Origin of the sequence: Plantibacter sp. MPB07 (assembly GCF_046619465.1) — a bacterium.
GTDB lineage: Bacteria > Actinomycetota > Actinomycetes > Actinomycetales > Microbacteriaceae > Plantibacter > Plantibacter auratus.
In genome coordinates this window covers 1,906,475-1,921,693 of record NZ_CP177043.1, presented here as the reverse complement: position 1 = coordinate 1,921,693, position 15,219 = coordinate 1,906,475, and the positions used below count along the sequence as shown (strand labels likewise).

At 69.7% G+C, this 15,219-nt stretch carries 13 protein-coding genes; 6 read left to right on the top strand and 7 right to left on the bottom strand.

The window, feature by feature from the left end; translation table 11 throughout:
• Positions 1-24 precede the first annotated feature (24 nt).
• Positions 25-1,101 carry a carbohydrate kinase family protein gene (locus tag ACLIME_RS08875; RefSeq protein WP_411558687.1) on the bottom strand — a complete coding sequence of 359 codons (1,077 nt, stop codon included), beginning with the start codon at positions 1,099-1,101 and terminating at the stop codon, positions 25-27.
• 125 nt (positions 1,102-1,226) lie between these two features.
• Here ACLIME_RS08875 and ACLIME_RS08870 point away from each other — a divergent pair, with 125 nt between their 5' ends.
• Positions 1,227-2,069 (top strand): class I fructose-bisphosphate aldolase, encoded by an 843-nt coding sequence (locus tag ACLIME_RS08870; RefSeq protein ID WP_411558686.1) that lies wholly within the window; start codon positions 1,227-1,229, stop codon positions 2,067-2,069.
• A complete protein-coding gene (locus ACLIME_RS08865; protein WP_411558685.1) occupies positions 2,066-3,244 on the top strand; it encodes a Gfo/Idh/MocA family protein in 1,179 nt (392 codons plus the stop codon). Before ACLIME_RS08870 ends, ACLIME_RS08865 begins: the two co-directional genes overlap by 4 nt.
• 613 nt (positions 3,245-3,857) lie before the next feature.
• Here the strand turns inward: ACLIME_RS08865 and ACLIME_RS08860 are convergent.
• A complete protein-coding gene (locus ACLIME_RS08860; RefSeq protein WP_411558785.1) occupies positions 3,858-4,127 on the bottom strand; it encodes a GIY-YIG nuclease family protein in 270 nt (89 codons plus the stop codon).
• 524 nt (positions 4,128-4,651) lie between these two features.
• On the opposite strand from ACLIME_RS08860, the gene ACLIME_RS08855 reads away from it, so the two are divergent.
• Both ACLIME_RS08855 and ACLIME_RS08850 read left to right on the top strand, forming a co-directional pair.
• Entirely contained in the window at positions 4,652-5,203 is a 552-nt protein-coding gene (locus ACLIME_RS08855) for a GIY-YIG nuclease family protein (protein WP_411558684.1), read from the top strand.
• A gap of 39 nt (positions 5,204-5,242) precedes the next feature.
• Positions 5,243-6,184: a linear amide C-N hydrolase gene (locus tag ACLIME_RS08850; RefSeq protein WP_411558683.1), complete on the top strand. Its 942-nt coding sequence runs from the start codon at positions 5,243-5,245 to the stop codon at positions 6,182-6,184.
• 135 nt (positions 6,185-6,319) lie between these two features.
• Here the strand turns inward: ACLIME_RS08850 and ACLIME_RS08845 are convergent, their stop codons facing one another.
• On the bottom strand, positions 6,320-7,303 hold the full coding sequence (locus ACLIME_RS08845; protein WP_411558682.1) for a LacI family DNA-binding transcriptional regulator: 984 nt from the start codon (positions 7,301-7,303) through the stop codon (positions 6,320-6,322).
• Between the two features lie 36 nt (positions 7,304-7,339).
• Complete coding sequence (locus tag ACLIME_RS08840; RefSeq protein WP_064296395.1) at positions 7,340-8,068, bottom strand: SDR family oxidoreductase; 729 nt, start codon at positions 8,066-8,068, stop codon at positions 7,340-7,342.
• Between the two features lie 221 nt (positions 8,069-8,289).
• Between ACLIME_RS08840 and ACLIME_RS08835 the strand changes: the two genes are divergently transcribed.
• Complete coding sequence (locus ACLIME_RS08835; protein ID WP_411558681.1) at positions 8,290-9,000, top strand: nucleoside/nucleotide kinase family protein; 711 nt, start codon at positions 8,290-8,292, stop codon at positions 8,998-9,000.
• A 69-nt stretch (positions 9,001-9,069) separates the two neighbouring features.
• Complete coding sequence (locus ACLIME_RS08830) at positions 9,070-10,563, top strand: mannitol dehydrogenase family protein (RefSeq protein ID WP_411558680.1); 1,494 nt, start codon at positions 9,070-9,072, stop codon at positions 10,561-10,563.
• A 675-nt stretch (positions 10,564-11,238) separates the two neighbouring features.
• Here the strand turns inward: ACLIME_RS08830 and ACLIME_RS08825 are convergent.
• The 3 genes from ACLIME_RS08825 to ACLIME_RS08815 all read right to left on the bottom strand — a co-directional run bounded on the left by ACLIME_RS08825 (position 11,239) and on the right by ACLIME_RS08815 (position 15,191).
• Positions 11,239-12,729: a DUF222 domain-containing protein gene (locus tag ACLIME_RS08825; protein WP_411558679.1), complete on the bottom strand. Its 1,491-nt coding sequence runs from the start codon at positions 12,727-12,729 to the stop codon at positions 11,239-11,241.
• A gap of 407 nt (positions 12,730-13,136) precedes the next feature.
• Entirely contained in the window at positions 13,137-13,757 is a 621-nt protein-coding gene (locus tag ACLIME_RS08820) for a type II CAAX prenyl endopeptidase Rce1 family protein (RefSeq protein ID WP_411558678.1), read from the bottom strand.
• 225 nt (positions 13,758-13,982) lie between these two features.
• Complete coding sequence (locus ACLIME_RS08815; RefSeq protein ID WP_411558677.1) at positions 13,983-15,191, bottom strand: HAD-IA family hydrolase; 1,209 nt, start codon at positions 15,189-15,191, stop codon at positions 13,983-13,985.
• Between the last annotated feature and the right edge of the window lie 28 nt (positions 15,192-15,219).

Genomic DNA, 15,219 nt, shown 5'->3' with positions numbered 1-15,219 from the left:
CTCACCATCCTGGCGTATGCGAGATCACGCGATCGGCTCGTCCGCCCCCGCGACCGCGAAGAGCCTGCTGAGCCCGGGTCGCAGTCGGGTGATCTCGGCCGCCGTCGGCCGGCGTCCCGCGATCGTCGCAGCGGCACTCGCGCCCGCGAGTTCGGCGGCCTCCACCGGTGCTGCACCGCGTGACATCGCGAAGAGCAGGCCGGCGGTCGACGCGTCGCCGGCGCCGTTGGTCGACACGAACGCGGGTGCGGGGACGGGCGGCGCGACGAGGTCGACGTCGGCCCAGGCCTCGGCGAGCGGTGCGAGCATCCGTCCGCCCAGGCGCAGGCGGTCGACACCGGCGGCCCGGAGGAGTAGCCCGTCCTCGCCGGCCGAGATCGCCACGACGCCGGCACCCCAGGCGAGCAGGAGGTCCGCGAACACCGCCGCTTGGGCCAGGGGCGATGCACTGGTCCCGGCCGGGAGGCGGAGCGTGCCGAGCGCCGAACGCAGGTCGTCGACGCTCGGACTCACGATGTCGGTCAGCGGCAGGGTGCGCCGGAGGATCGCCTCCCAGTCCAGATGGCCGACGGCGCTCGTCGGGTCGACGACGGCGAGGTCCATCGACGTGGTCGCGCCGTGTCGGTGGATCCGTTCGAGCAGCCTCGCGAGGGGCGCCGCATCGTCGGCGACGATCCCGGGGAGCAGCGGGGGATAGCCGAGGTGGACGAGGTCCGCGTCGCCGACGGCCAGGTGCTCGCCGGTGAACACCTCGTTCGCGCCCGTGTGGTGCCAGAAGGTCCGGTCGAGGCCGGCGGGCTCGACGACGACGCTGTAGGAGGTCGCGGCCCGGTCGGTGACCTCGAGCGCCGGGTGCAGTCGGTCGTGCGCGGCGATGCGTGAGGCGACGATCGCGCCGAGCTCGTCGTCGCCGACCGTCGCGTGCAGGCGGACCGTGCTCCCGAGATCGGCGAGGGCCAGGCCGGTGTTCGCGACGCAGCCGCCGAGGGAGATGCGGAGCGGACCGGTGTCGATGAGGGCGCCCGGATCGATGCGTGCGCTCGCGCTCAGCCCTGGCGACAGGTCGACGCAGATGTGGCCGGCGACGACGATCTCGCCCATGGACCCTCCGTTCTTCACGCCGGGGGTGACCCGACGCAAGCTAGACAACGTTGTCTCAGGCCACTACTGTGACACACCGAGGGACGATTCGGAAACCCTCCCCGTCACGATCAGGAGCCGCCGCAATGTCGCTGTACCGCCTCAATCGTCTCTTCAACGCCCGATCCGGTCGCGCGCTCGACGTCGCCGTCGACCACGGGTTCTTCGGCGAGCGTTCGTTCATCACCGGCATCGAGGACATGGGCGAGGTCGTCCGCACGCTCGTCGCCGCGGGCCCGGACGCCGTCCAGCTGACCCTCGGCCAGGCCCGTCTCCTGCAACAGGTCCCCGGTAAGGACAAGCCGGCGCTCGTCCTGCGGACGGACGTCGCGAACGTGTACGGCAACCCCCTCGACTCGATCCTCTACAGCCACCACGTGCCCCACGCGATCGAGGAGGCCGTCCGGCTGGACGCCGTCGCCGTGTGCGTCAACCTCATGCAGATCCCCGAGCACCCCGAGGTCCGTGAGGCGAACATCCGCTCGATCATGGCCCTGCGTCGCGAAGCGACCCGGTACGGGATGCCGCTCATGATCGAGCCGCTCGTCATGCAGGACAACACGACGGCCGGCGGGTACCAGGTCGACGGCGACATCGAGAAGATCGTCACCCTCGTGCGCCAGGCGGTCGAACTCGGGGCTGACCTCATCAAAGCCGACCCGAGCAGCGACATCTCCGAGTACGCGCGGGTCGTGCAGGTCGCCGGAGACATCCCCGTCCTCGTCCGTGGCGGCGGTCGCGTCGACGACCGGACCCTGCTGGAGCGCACGGTCGCCGTCCTCGACGCCGGGGTCAGCGGCATCGTCTACGGCCGCAACATCATCCAGCACGAGCACCCGGCCGCCATCACCGCGGCACTCATGGCGGTGCTGCACGACGGCGCCGACGCCGATGCCGGCCTCGCGATCCTCGAGGCGGCTCGCGCATGAGCGCCGACCAGGTGACGGCGGACCGGGCGACGGCGGAGCGCGTCAACGTCGCGATCATCGGCGGCGGACTCATGGGGCGCGAGATCGCTGCCGCCATCCAGCGCTGGCCGGCGCTCATCGACCACCCGGTGCGACCGCGACTGACGGCCGTCTGCGACATCAATCCGGCGGCGCTCGACTGGTTCGACGAGATCGACACGGTCGTCACGAGGACCACGGACTACCACGAGCTGCTCGCCGACCCGTCGGTGGACGTCGTCTACGTGGCCGTGCGTCACGACCTCCACGAGCAGATCTACACCGACGTCATCAGAGCCGGGAAGGGTCTCCTGGCGGAGAAGCCCTTCGGGATCGACGCGGCGGCCGCGCAGTCCGTCCTCGCGGCGTTGGCCGAGCACCCGGAGAGTTTCGTCCGGTGTTCGAGTGAGATGCCGTTCTTCCCGGGTGCGCAGCTGGCGATCGACTACGTGCGGTCCGGAGCGCTCGGCACGATCGTCGAGGCGCGCAACAGTTTCCTGCACTCGAGCGACATCGATCGGGGCAAGCAGATCAACTGGAAGCGCCAGACGCAGTTCTGCGGTGAGGCCGGAGTGATGAACGACCTCGGGATGCACACCTGGCACGTGCCGCTGCGGCTCGGCTGGGCACCCGAGAGCGTGTACGGGGTGCTGCAGAACATCGTCACCGAGCGTCCCGGTCCCGACGGTTCGCTCGTGCCGTGCGACACCTGGGACAACGCGGTGCTGCACAGCTGGGCGACTCACGACGGTGTCCGGTTCCCACTCACGACCGAGACGAAGCGCATCGATCCCGGGCAGAAGAACACGTGGGAGTTCGAGGCGATCGGTCTCGACGGCGGGGTCCGGTTCAGCACGAAGAACCCGAAGCTCGTCGAGGTGTTCGCGGTGCAGGACATCCCGGGTGGCGGTCGGGAGCAGGTGTGGCAGCAGCTCGACGCAGGCAGCCAGTCGGTCTGGCCGACGGTGACCGGCCCGAACTTCGAGTCCGGGTTCTCCGACACGATCCTCCAGATGTGGGCCGTGTTCCTCGCCGAGCGGCACGGCTCGCTCGGCGACCGGTTCGGGGCGGCGCGCCCCGAGGAGGCGGCGCTCACCCACGACATCTACCGAGCGGCGATCCGCTCCCACGAGGAGGGTCGCGCGATCGCGCTGTGACGTGCGCATCGGCTGGGAGGCCACCCGACCGTCTCCCAGCCGGGAGCGCGCGGGCCGGCCCCTGAGCTTGTCGAAGGGCGCTCCCTGTCCGCTCACCTGTCCGGTCCCTGCCAGCGCAACGAATCGGTCCCTGCCAGCCCAACCGTTCGGTCCCTGAGCTTGTCGAAGGGTGGGCTCTGTCCGTGTGCCCTTCGACAGGCTCAGGGACCGGGGTCGGAGTCGGTCGTGTCTGAACGTTCGGTCCCTGTCCGCTCACTCAGCCGGTCCCTGCCAGCCCAACCGTTCGGTCCCTGAGCTTGTCGAAGGGTGGGGTCTGTCCGTGTGCCCTTCGACAGGCTCAGGGACCGGGGTCGGAGTCGGTCGTTTTTGAACGGTCGGTCCCTGTCCGCTCACTCAGCCGGTCCTTTGCCAGCCCAACCGTTCGGTCCCTGAGCTTGTCGAAGGGTAGGGTCTGTCCGTGTGCCCTTCGACAGGCTCAGGGACCGGGGTCGGAGTCGGTCGTGTCTGAACGGTCGGTCCCTGTCCGCTCACTCAGCCGGTCCTTTGCCAGCCCAACCGTTCGGTCCCTGAGCTTGTCGAAGGGTGGGCTCTGTCCGTGTGCCCTTCGACAGGCTCAGGGACCGGCCACCGGGTCCGTTCCGGGTTCTGGATCGCGCCATGCGGTGATCCGCGAGCAGCTGAGACGCGGGAGGTCGTCGAACCGCCCGTCGATCACTGCTTGCTTCTTCGCCCGGCTCCACCCCTGAAGACGTTTCTCGATGAAGAACGCGTCGTCCACGCGGTCGTACTCGGCCGACCAGACGAGTGTGACGGGCAGTCGCTCGCGGGTGTAGGTCGCTCCGAGGCCGTCCGTGTGCTCGGCGACTCGTCGAGCAAGGTCGATGGTGCTGCCGGTGTAGAAGGATCCGTCGGCGCATCTGAGGATGTAGACGTGGGGTATCCGGGAAGCCTCGCAGGACTTCGATCCTGTCGGTCTGCGCTGACCTCCGACGGTGGACGCTCTCGGATCATGGGGGAGTTGTGGAGGACCTTCGCTCGCCCCTGCCGCTTCGCCCGTTCGGTCCCTGAGCTTGTCGAAGGGCGGGGTTTTGCCGTGTGCCCTTCGACAGGCTCAGGGACCGGGGTTGGAGTCGGTCGTTTTGTTCGCCCGTCCGGTCGGTCCCTGCCAGCCCAACCGTTCGGTCCCTGAGCTTGTCGAAGGTGCGGGGTCTTGCCGTGTGCCCTTCCACAGGCTCAGGGACCGGCGTTGGAGTCGGTCGTTTTGTTCGCCCGTCCGGTCGGTCCCTGCCAGCCCAACCGTTCGGTCCCTGAGCTTGTCGAAGGTGCGGGGTCTTGCCGTGTGCCCTTCGACAGGCTCAGGGACCGGGGTTGGAGGTCGGTGTCGGCGGGGTGGGGGACACTCGGGAGATGCCCCACAGACGATGCGTACAACCCGGGTGCGACGCCGCGGCACCGGTCGACGCGCCCGTCGCGCTCTGCGAGGATCACCTGGCCCTCGCCGCAGACTGGGCGGAGCGCCGCTGGGGTGTGGTCGACGCCCTGCCGTCGCCGTGCATCATGTGCGGCTCGCGGCTCGGCCGTCACTACCCGTCCGCTTGGTTGTGCGCCGCGTGCGAGTGGCGGCAGGGGGACGTGCCCGACGACGACCTCGCCCGGCCGCGGATCGACGTCGTCTACTACCTCCGTCACGGCGACCGCGTGAAGATCGGCACCACGACGAACCCTCGCCAGCGGTTCGCCGCGATCTGGCATGACGAACTGCTCGCGCTCGAACGCGGTGACCGGCACGTCGAGCGTGCGCGTCACGAACAGTTCGCCCGCGAGCGCCTCGAACGCTCCGAATGGTTCACGGGGTCGCCCCGACTGCTCGCCCACATCGCCTCGGTCGCCGGCGACGTCGACCCCTGGGACCTCTACAGCCGCTGGCTCAGTGAGGCGGCCGCACTGCGTGGGCGATAGCCCCTCCGGTGGGCACCACGCGCGGGGTACGCTCAGCGCGTGTGCACTCGAATCTTCTGGAACGACAACGCGGTCGCCAAGACGGTCAGCCGCTGCATGGACTGGTCGGAGAGCGACGAACCCGAGCTGTGGTTCGTCCCGAGCGGTACCGACCGAGGTGGCACGGGCGACGCCACCTCGCACCGGTGGACCTCCCGGTACGGCAGTGTCGTCACGAGCATGTGGGGGATGGGGACCGTCGACGGCCTGAACACGGCGGGCCTCGGAGCACACGCGCTCTACCTCGACCCGGAGGACGTGACGTTCGCCGAGCCCGACGGCCGTCCGACGGTCTCGAACGCGCTGTGGGTGCAGTACCTCCTCGACAGCTACGCCTCGGTCGCCGAAGCGATCGCCGACATCGACACCGTCCGCATCACGTCCCCGATGTTCCGCGGCCTGCAGATGGGGATCCACATCGCGATCGAGGACGCCTCGGGTGACTCGGCGATCATCGAGCCGATCGACGGCCGGCTCGTCGTCCACCACGGCCGCGAGTTCACCGTGATGGCCAACTCGCCGAGCCTCGACGAGCAGATCACCAACCGCGACCGCTACCGGCCGTTCGGCGGCGAACTGCCGCCTCCCGGCGACATCACCTCGGTCGACCGGTTCGTGCGCGCCTCCTACTTCCTCCACTACCTGCCGGAGCCGGCGGACACCGTCGAGGCGGTGGCGGGCGTGTTCCAGCTGATCGCGAACGTGTCGGTGCCGTACGGCGCGCCGTACTCGACGGGCGACGTGTACCCGACCTGGTGGCGGGCCGGGGCGGACCTCACGAACCTGGTCTACTACTTCGGCTCGACACGGAGTCCGAACATCTTCTGGATCGAGCTCGACGAACTCGCGGACGTCGGTGAGGTCCGTCGCCTCGACCCGCGCGACCCGAGCCGCGTCGGCGACCAGACCGCGGAGCTCGCGCCGGCGATGTTGAGCTACTAGGCCGGCCGGTTTCGGTTCCCGAGCCGATCGAGTCTTCGGGGCGTTCGCGTGGCGCCCTTTGACAGGCTCAGGGACCGAGGTGGTTCAGGGACCGGGGATTCGACGGCTAGGCCGGGGCGGCTCGGAGCCGACGGCTCAGAGCACCGCAGGCGATACCCGACAGGAGTCGCGCTCGACGAGGTGCACCGGGAGGACCGTGCTCCGGCGGTATCGCGCGTCGGGGCGGTCGAGGCGATCGATGATCCGTTCCGCAGCGAGTCGGCCGAGGGCCTCCGGGTCCTGCGTGATCACGGACACCGACGGTCGCAGGAGCTCGGCCAGCGGGAAGTCGCCGAACGCGACCAGTGGGAGCGGTTGCTCGGCGAGTGCGGGCAGCAACGCCATCGTGCAGACGGCGTTCGACGAGAAGAGAGCAGTCGCCTGCGAGTCGATCGCCGCCAGCGCACGCGCCGCCCCTTCGCGGGTCGCCGCACCGAGGGCGATGAGCTCCTCGTCGGCGGGCAGCCCGGCTTCGGTGAGTGCCGCCCGGTACCCGCGCAGCCGCTCGGCGGTCGTCGGCAGGGCCAGTTCGTCGCCGACGAAGGCGATCCGGCGGTGGCCGTGCTCGACGAGGTGGGTCGTCGCCGTGAACGCTCCACCGAAGTCGTCCTGCGTGAACGCGTCGGCAGCGAGCCCGCCTGGCGCGCGGTCGACGAACACGAACGGCGTCCGCGACGCCCATGCACTCAGCGAGCTCTGGTCGTCGCTGATCGGCGCGAGCACCACTCCGGCCAGCTGACGCCGGAGCATCGGCTCGAGGACCGCGCGCTCGCGGTCCGGGTCGTCGCCGAGGCTCGTCACGAGCGTCGACATGTCGTGATCGCGCGCCGTCCGCTCCACCGCACGCGCGATCTCGGCGAAGAACGGGTCGACGATGTCGGGGACGGCGACCCCGATGACCGACGGGCGGCCCGAGCGGAACGCCGTCGCGAGGGAGTTCGGCACGTAGTCGAGCTCCCGCATGATCGACTCGACCCGTTCTCGGGTCGCCGGGAGGACGTGCGGGTCGTCGTTGAAGACCCGTGAGACCGTCTTCGCGCTCACGCCGGCGGCTGCGGCGATCTGGCGCATCGTGGCCATGCTCGGGTCCCTCCCGTTCGGTCCTGCCGGATCGGGTCAGCGCGCGGTGTAGCCGCCGTCGATCGGCAGCGAGACGCCCGAGATCATGCCGGCGGCGTCGCTCAGCAGGAAGGTGATCGGGCCGGCGATGTCGTCCTCGGTGGCCCACTTGCCGAGCGGCATCGCCTCGAGGAAGGGGCCTTCGATGTCGGGGCGGCCCCAGTACCAGGCGGACATCGGCGTCATCACGACCGTCGGGTTGACGGCGTTGACCCGGATGCCGTACTTCCCGAGTTCCAGGGCCGAGACCCGCGTGATGTTGTCGAGCGCGGCCTTCGACGAGCCGTAGGAGATGTGGCCGGAGAGTGCGACGAGGCTCGCCTGGCTCGAGACGTTGACGATCGCCCCGCCGCGCTCTTGGCGGATCATCTCGCGGGACGCGTACTTGGTGACGAGCAGCGACCCGCGTGCGTTGATGCTGATGACCTTGTCGAACACGTCGATGTCGGTCTCCTGTGGGGAGGCGATCTCGCCGCCCCAACCTCCGGAGTTGACGACGCCCCAGATGTCGCGTCCCTCGATCGCGTCGCGGATGCTGTCCTCCGAGGTGAGGTCGAAGGGCAGCGGTTCGGCGCCCGTCTCGGCGGCGATGGCGTCGAGGTGCTCGACGTTGCGACCGGAGGCGATCACCTGCGCGCCCGCTGCCACGAGGTGGCGGACGGTCGCGCCGCCGATGCCGCCGCTCGCTCCCGTGACGAGGATGGTGCGGCCGTTGAAGTCAGTCATGAGGTGGTCCGATCGACGTGATGAGGCCCGTGCGTCGGTGCACCGGGTCGGGAGCATCATAACCACGGAATGGCAACCATGTCACCCGTGACATGGATTTCACCAGCAGATCATGACACCGGTGACATCCGGTGTTGACACATGCATCCCCTGGACCTACCGTGAGTCGGGCGACGGCGCGTCCGCGACCGGTCGGCTCCCAGGAGAGGTCAGGCATCACGATGAGCGGCATCACGATCGGGACCGACCTCGATGGCTTCGTCGACCTCGACGGCCTCATCGATCACGCCCGTTCGCTCGCCGCCACCGGGTCCCGCCGGATCCTCGGGATCGTCGGTGCGCCCGGAGCGGGTAAGTCGACCGTGAGCGACGCGATCGCCGCGGCCCTCGGCGACCAGGCCGTCATCGTCGGGATGGACGGCTTCCACCTCGACAACGCCGAGCTCGTCCGCCTCGGGCGACGCGACCGCAAGGGCGCGCCCGACACCTTCGACGTCGACGGCTACGTCGCACTGCTGTCCCGCCTCGCCCGTGCCGGACGCACCGCCGATTCGCCGGGCACACCGATCTACGCACCCCGGTTCGACCGCTCGCTCGAGGCGTCGATCGGCAGCGCCGTCCTCGTCCGCCCCGAGGTGCCGCTGGTGATCACGGAGGGCAACTACCTCCTGTTCGACGACCACGGCTGGCAGGGTGTCGCCGCGCATCTCGACGAGTCCTGGTACGTCGACGTGGACGACGAGGTCCGCCGCGACCGACTCATCGCCCGACGCCTCGGTCACGGCCATCCGCGCGACGAGGCTGAAGCCTGGGTGCTCGGCGTGGACGAGCCGAACGCCCGCCTGGTCGACGCGACCAAGCAACGTGCCACCCGGATCGTCACGCTCGACGCGTCGACGCCGGTGGAGACCGAATCCACCCACGGCGCCTGACCAACCCCTCAGCCGCAGCACCCTCGACCTGCACCACCCGGAACCCGCTCACCGACGAGAAGGCACCACATGACCCAGCTCTCCGACGCCGCCCTCACCGCTCTCGACGAGCAGGTGGCCGTCCCCGCCTACGACCGCTCGGCCATCCGACCCGGCATCGTCCACTTCGGGGTCGGCGCCTTCCATCGTGCGCACGGGGCGATGTTCGTCGACCGCGTGCTCGGGCTCCCCGGCGACGAGCACGCGTCCTGGGGGCTCGTCGGCGTCGGCACACTGCCCGGTGACGCCGCCATGCGGGACGCGCTCGGCGCTCAGGACCGGCTCTACACGCTCGTGACGACGAGTCCGGACGGCGAGGTCGAGGCGCGCGTCGTCGGGTCGATCGTCGAGTACCTGTTCGCTCCCGACGACCCGGGAGCGGTCCTCGCGCGGCTGAGCGATCCGTCGACGCGGATCGTGTCGCTCACGATCACCGAGGGCGGCTACGGGGTGAACGATGCGACCGGGGCGTTCGAGCCGAGCGACGGTGCGACGCTCGCGGACCTCGACGGGCTGCCTGCGGGGGCGCTGCCGCAGAGCCCGCTCGGGTTCATCACGGCGGCCCTCCGTGCCCGACGCGACGCCGGTGCGGTTCCGTTCACGGTCATGTCGTGCGACAACATCCAGGGCAACGGGCACGTCGCCCGGACCGCGATCCTCGCCTTCGCCGAGCGCATCGACCCGGCGCTCGCCGCCTGGATCGCCGCCGAGGTGCGGTTCCCGAACTCGATGGTGGACCGCATCACGCCGGCGACGACGGACCAGCAGCGCGCGTTCGTCTCCGAGCGGTTCGGGATCGACGACCGCTGGCCGGTGCTCTCGGAGTCGTTCGAGCAATGGGTGCTCGAGGACGACTTCTCGGACGGCCGTCCGCCGTACGAGCAGGTGGGCGTGCAGCTCGTGGAGGACGTCGAGCCGTATGAGCTGATGAAGCTCCGGTTGTTGAACGCTTCCCACCAGGCGATGAGCTACCTCGGGCTGCTGGCGGGGGAGACGTACGTGCACGACGTCTGCCGTGACGAGCTGTTCTCGCGGTTCCTCCTCGGGTACATGCACGAGGAGGCGAGGCCGACGCTCGCGCCGGTCCCGGGGATCGACATCGACGCGTACTGTGCGGAGCTGATGCGCCGGTTCGGCAGCGAGGCGATCAAGGACACGTTGGCGCGGCAGATCGTCGACGGCTCGGAGCGCATCCCGAAGTTCCTGCTCCCGGTGGTCCGTGAGCAGTTGCGGACCGGCGGCGGGATCGCGCGCTCGGCGCTCGTGCTCGCGGCGTGGAGTCGATTCATCGAGGGTGTCGGTGACGACGGGCGCGAGCTTGCGCCGGTCGACCGGCGGTTGGCCGAGTTGCAGGCGGCCGTCGCGCAGGAGGCGGAGCGCCCCGGCGCGTTCCTCGACCTGGAGGTCGTGTTCGGCGACCTCGGATCTGACGCGCGACTGCGCGAGGCGTTCATCGCGGCGCGCGCGCGGCTGGCGGACGTCGGTGCGCGGGTGGCGGTGGAAGAGGTCGTCGCCGCGGGGTGACCCTGCGGCGGTCGGACGATGCCTTGACGGCCCTCCGACCGGTTGAGGGGGCGCTCGGTCGCTGCGTCGTTCCCGTCCTCGAGTGCTGGTGGTTCACGTCTCGGTCCCTGAGCTTGTCGAAGGGCAGGTATGACGGTTCGTCGTAGGCCCTTCGACAGGCTCAGGGACCGGGGTGGCCGGGTTGTCGAGTAGGGCGTCGGTCGCTGAGCGTGTACGAGGCATGGTGGTTCCCGTCTCGGTCCCTGAGCTTGTCGAAGGGCAGGTTCAACGGCTGTTCGTGTGCCCTTCGACAGGCTCAGGGACCGGGATGGCTGGGTTGTCGAGTAGGGCGTCGGTCGCTGGACGTGTCCGAGGCAGGGTGGTTCCGGTTTCGGTCCCTGAGCTTGTCGAAGGGCAGGTTCAACGGCTGTTCGTGTGCCCTTCGACAGGCTCAGGGACCGGGATGGCCGGGTTGTCGAATACAGCGTCGGTCGCAGAGGTTGGCTATGCGCGATGGCGTCCTGTCTCGGTCCCTGAGCTTGTCGAGGGGCAGGTATGACGGTTGTTCGTAGGCCCTTCGACAGGCTCAGGGACCGGGTACCCGACTGCCGGGCTTGCCGGGCACGGTGGTTCCCGTGGCGGTCGCTGAGCTTGTCGGAGGGCAGGCGGGTGTGCAGGCAGAGGGGTGCCCCGGGTTCAGGCGGCGAGGTGGAGGCGTCCGCCTCGGATGGGGGTTTGGTGGCGGTCGATGTGGCTGGGTGGGATGAACCAGGGGATGCCGTTTTGGATGGTGATGGTCCAGTGGTCGTCGTGGATGCGGTGGTGGTGGAAGGGGCAGAGGAGTATGCCGTTGTTGAGGTTGGTGGGTCCGCCTTGTGACCACCAGGTGATGTGGTGGGCTTCGGTGAAGGATGGTGGGTGGGTGCAGCCGGTCCAGGCGCAGCCGCCGTCGCGTTCGGCGAGGGCGAGTTTTTGTCCGCGGGAGAAGAGGCGGGTGCTGGTGCCGAGGTCGAGGACTTGGGATGGTCCGTTGAGGATCATGGGGATGAGGTTGGCGTCGGCGGCGAGGCGGCGGAGGGCGCCGGGGCCGATGGGTTCGTCGATGCCGTCGATGGTGGCGGTGCCGAATCCGGTTTCGAGGGTGTCGTGGTCGGTGCGGATGATGACGGTGACGGGGGTGAGTTCGGTGGCGGCGCTGCTGCAGCCGGCCAGGTGTCGGAAGGTCTCGGTGAGGGCGATGGCGCGTCGCCGGTCGGTGGGGATGAGCGTGGGTCCGTCGGGCATGGGGTGACCGGATCCGTCGGGTTGGTCGGCGGGGTCGGCCGTGTCGGGGTGGATGAAGTGGGGTTTGCGGGTGGTGGCGCCGATGAGGGCGTCGAGGCCGGCGCGGATGAAGGCGGCGCTTTCGGGGGCGAGTTCGGCGCGGAGGAGGGTCATGCCGGTGGGGAGTTCGTGGATGGTGCAGCGTTCTGCTCGGCGGAGGAGTCCGTCGCGGGGTTCGCGGCCGTCTTGGTCGAGGCGGGTGCGGACGAGTTTCGCGATGCGGGTGACGTCCTGCAGGGGCGCATGGGCGGCGTGCTCGATGGCGATGCCCGACGCCGCCTGCAGTTCGACCCTGGTGCAGATGCGGCCGGCGTTGCGGAGCTCGCGGACGATGACCGCGGCTCCGTCGACGCTCAGGGGTGCTCTGGGTGTGCCGCCATCGCTTGACGGGTGGGTGTCATCCGGGACTGCGTCGGTGTTCGATGACTCGGGACTGGCGGCCGGTTCGAGGGCGGCGGTGATCGCCGGGAACGGGCATTCCTCCAGCTCGCCGAGCAAGCCTCGGGGTTGCGTGATGGCGGCACCGACCTCCGCGATCGCCGCGCCGCGGGCGCGCGCAACCCGCCACCGCTCGGACACCATGACACCCGGGTTCGCGTAACCGGCAGCGCGCACGAGCGTGCCGTCGCGGCGGGAAGGCGACGGGCGCAACGCGATCGCACCGGTGACGCGTGCGGCGAGGACCTCGACCGCGTGCTGCACGGCACCGAGTTCGTCGAGGACCCGGAGGACCGCCTCGTCGTTCATGTTCTCGAGCTGCTCCGCGACACCGGAGCCCGGACGGATCGCGTCGAGCGCGCCCTGCCAGACCGCATCGAACCCGGCCGCGGCGGCGGCGAGCGGGTTCGGTGCGGTGCTGGTCATGGATCCATCCAAACACGGACCACTGACATTCGAACGCGCACCGAATCAGCCCTTGATCTGGGTATTTATTCGACAGTTGATGCTTTGCTCGGGGGTACTTCGACAAGATTAGGGACCGGCCGTGACGCGGCCGCCGAGCCTGCCGAGTTGCGGCGGGGGAGGTTGTTCGTGGGCCCTTCGGCAAGCTCAGGGAACGGCGGTGAAGCGGTCGCGGAGCTTGTCGCGGCGTGGTGGGGAAGGTTGCTCGGGGTGCCCTTCGACAGGCTCAGGGAACGAGTCTCCGCAGTCGTCGAGGTGCATTGCGGAAGGGATCAGTGGGAGCGTCCGCAGGATCAGCGGTTCAGTGCCCGATCGTCAAGTCGGTCGAGGTGCTCGCCGATGGTCGCGTTCGGGCGTGCGGCCTGACCTCACGCGAAGACGAAGTAGAACGACAGGTGCAGCGTCAGGATGAGGTGCATCGTCGTGAACCGGTGACGGAGCCACGCGAGCAGGAGGCCGAGCGCGAGCATGCTCAGTGCGGGGAGCGGGCTCGGCACGAGCCCGAACTTGTCGGGGAGCAGGATGACGTGTCCGAGGGCGAACAGGACGGCGACGGCGGGGATGACCGCGCGCGACGGCACGCGCGCGGCGAGATGGCGTTGCAGGAGTCCGAAGGTCAGGTAGTCCTGCCAGAACACCGAGACGGTCATCCAGAAGATGTAGAGCAGCACGGGGAACTCGAGCTCGTAGTGCAACGGCAACGCGAGTGCGAGCACGACCGGGATGACGTACAGGAACCGCTGCCGGGACGGTGCGAAGAGTTCACGGGTGTGGGTGCGCTGCAGGATGGCGATGGCGATCACCGGGAGGCCGGCGATCAGGGACTCGAGGAACACCACGACGGTGTCCTCCTGCACCAGGAGACGCACGGGGCCTCGGCCGGTGATGCCCGGGGTCAGGCACCACAGGGTGAACCACGACGCGGCTATCGCGAGCGCGGAGAACAAGCGGACGGGTTGGCGAGAGGGGGCGTTTTCGGCGGTCGACATGGCGGTCGATATGTTAGCAGTGTTATTTCAGATACAAGACAAGGGAGGGGATCGCAACCGCCCGAGGCCGCGGGGGAGAACGAACCCTCGGCGCGGGGGAGTCGTCGCGATCGAGGACGTGTTCGGAGGCCCTTCGACAGGCTCAGGGAGCGAAGGTGCACGGTTGTCGACGTGCGGTGGGGGTGCTTGTTGGCCCGTCGACAGGCGCCCGGATCGGGGTGCTGCTCAGCCGAGCGAAGCCGGGACGAGTCGGAACCCGCCCTCGGCGACCGGCTCGAGCCGCAGTTGGAAGAGGCCGTCGATCACGAGGTCCGCATTGAGTTCGTGCGCCTCGTGCGTCCCCGCGATGCCCACCGTCCAGCAGCCGGCGGCGCGCGCTGCGGCGAGCCCGGCCGGTGCGTCCTCGAACACGAGGCACGGCTGCGACTCCATGCCCAGCCGGGTGCGGCCGAGCAGGAACGGTTCGGGGTCCGGCTTGCCCTTCGTGACGTCGTCGAAGGTCACGACGACCGCCGGCCGCACGAGCCCGGCGGCGGCGATCCGATTGCCGGCGATGAGCCTTGTGCCGCTCGTGACGATCGCCTTCGCGTCGTCACCGAGCGCCGCGAGCGCCTCCACCGCCCCCGGGAGCGCGATGACGTCGGCGACCTCGTCGGCCTCGATCTCGATGATCCGCGCGAGTGCTTCGGCGACCTGCTCGGGCGGGAAGATCGCGGCGAGCACCTGGGCAGCGGGCTGACCGTGTCCCGCGGCGAGCAGGTCGCCCTCGAGTCCGTACTCGCGGGCGAGTTGCGCCCACGACCGGTTCACGGCCGGCGTCGAGTCGATGAGGGTCCCGTCGAGGTCGAAGAGCCCGGCGGCGAAGACCTGGTCGAAGATCGGTGCGGAGGCCTGGATGGTCCGTCCGAGACCGAGCGCGCGTTGGACGGCGGCGAGCTGCTGCGACGTGGACAACGCGGCTTCGATCGACAGGTGCTCGATGGCGGGCGGGGTGTCGGTGGACGGGTCGACGATGTGTGTGTCCCGCTCGGCACCGCGTTCGGCGCGGCGAGCCGCGAGCGTGGCGGCATCGGCGTGCAGCCAGACGACCTTGGGGACGACCCCGGCCGCCTCGACGAGCGCGTCCCATTCGGCGCCGCCACGGAGCTCCGCGGTGAAGGGTGCCACGAGTACCGCGCCGACGCCACTGTCGCGTTGGTCGGCGAGGACCGCTCGCAGGGCCGCGTACCGCGCAGGGCGCATGGCCGGGCGCAGCTTCGCGTCGTTCCAGTGGAGTGGTTCGGCGCCGTCGGGATCGGTCACCGCACCGAGACCGTCGAGCAACGGATTGGTGATGGTGTCGAGGTCGAGGAGCGGGAGTCGGAGGGCCCGTGCGAGCTCACGTCCAAGGGTGGTCTTGCCGCTTCCGGCTGCTCCTGCGACGACGACGATCACGCTGACTCCTCGATGATTCCAGGGTGGC

Excerpts from the sequence above, each read along its gene's own strand:
- ACLIME_RS08875 (WP_411558687.1), bottom strand. The coding sequence starts at position 1,101 with ATGGGCGAGATCGTCGTCGCCGGCCACATCTGCGTCGACCTGTCGCCA.
- ACLIME_RS08870 (WP_411558686.1), top strand. The coding sequence starts at position 1,227 with ATGTCGCTGTACCGCCTCAATCGTCTCTTCAACGCCCGATCCGGTCGC.
- ACLIME_RS08865 (WP_411558685.1), top strand. The coding sequence starts at position 2,066 with ATGAGCGCCGACCAGGTGACGGCGGACCGGGCGACGGCGGAGCGCGTC.
- ACLIME_RS08855 (WP_411558684.1), top strand. The coding sequence starts at position 4,652 with ATGCCCCACAGACGATGCGTACAACCCGGGTGCGACGCCGCGGCACCG.
- ACLIME_RS08845 (WP_411558682.1), bottom strand. The coding sequence starts at position 7,303 with ATGGCCACGATGCGCCAGATCGCCGCAGCCGCCGGCGTGAGCGCGAAG.
- ACLIME_RS08840 (WP_064296395.1), bottom strand. The coding sequence starts at position 8,068 with ATGACTGACTTCAACGGCCGCACCATCCTCGTCACGGGAGCGAGCGGC.
- ACLIME_RS08835 (WP_411558681.1), top strand. The coding sequence starts at position 8,290 with ATGAGCGGCATCACGATCGGGACCGACCTCGATGGCTTCGTCGACCTC.
- ACLIME_RS08830 (WP_411558680.1), top strand. The coding sequence starts at position 9,070 with ATGACCCAGCTCTCCGACGCCGCCCTCACCGCTCTCGACGAGCAGGTG.
- ACLIME_RS08825 (WP_411558679.1), bottom strand. The coding sequence starts at position 12,729 with ATGACCAGCACCGCACCGAACCCGCTCGCCGCCGCCGCGGCCGGGTTC.
- ACLIME_RS08820 (WP_411558678.1), bottom strand. The coding sequence starts at position 13,757 with ATGTCGACCGCCGAAAACGCCCCCTCTCGCCAACCCGTCCGCTTGTTC.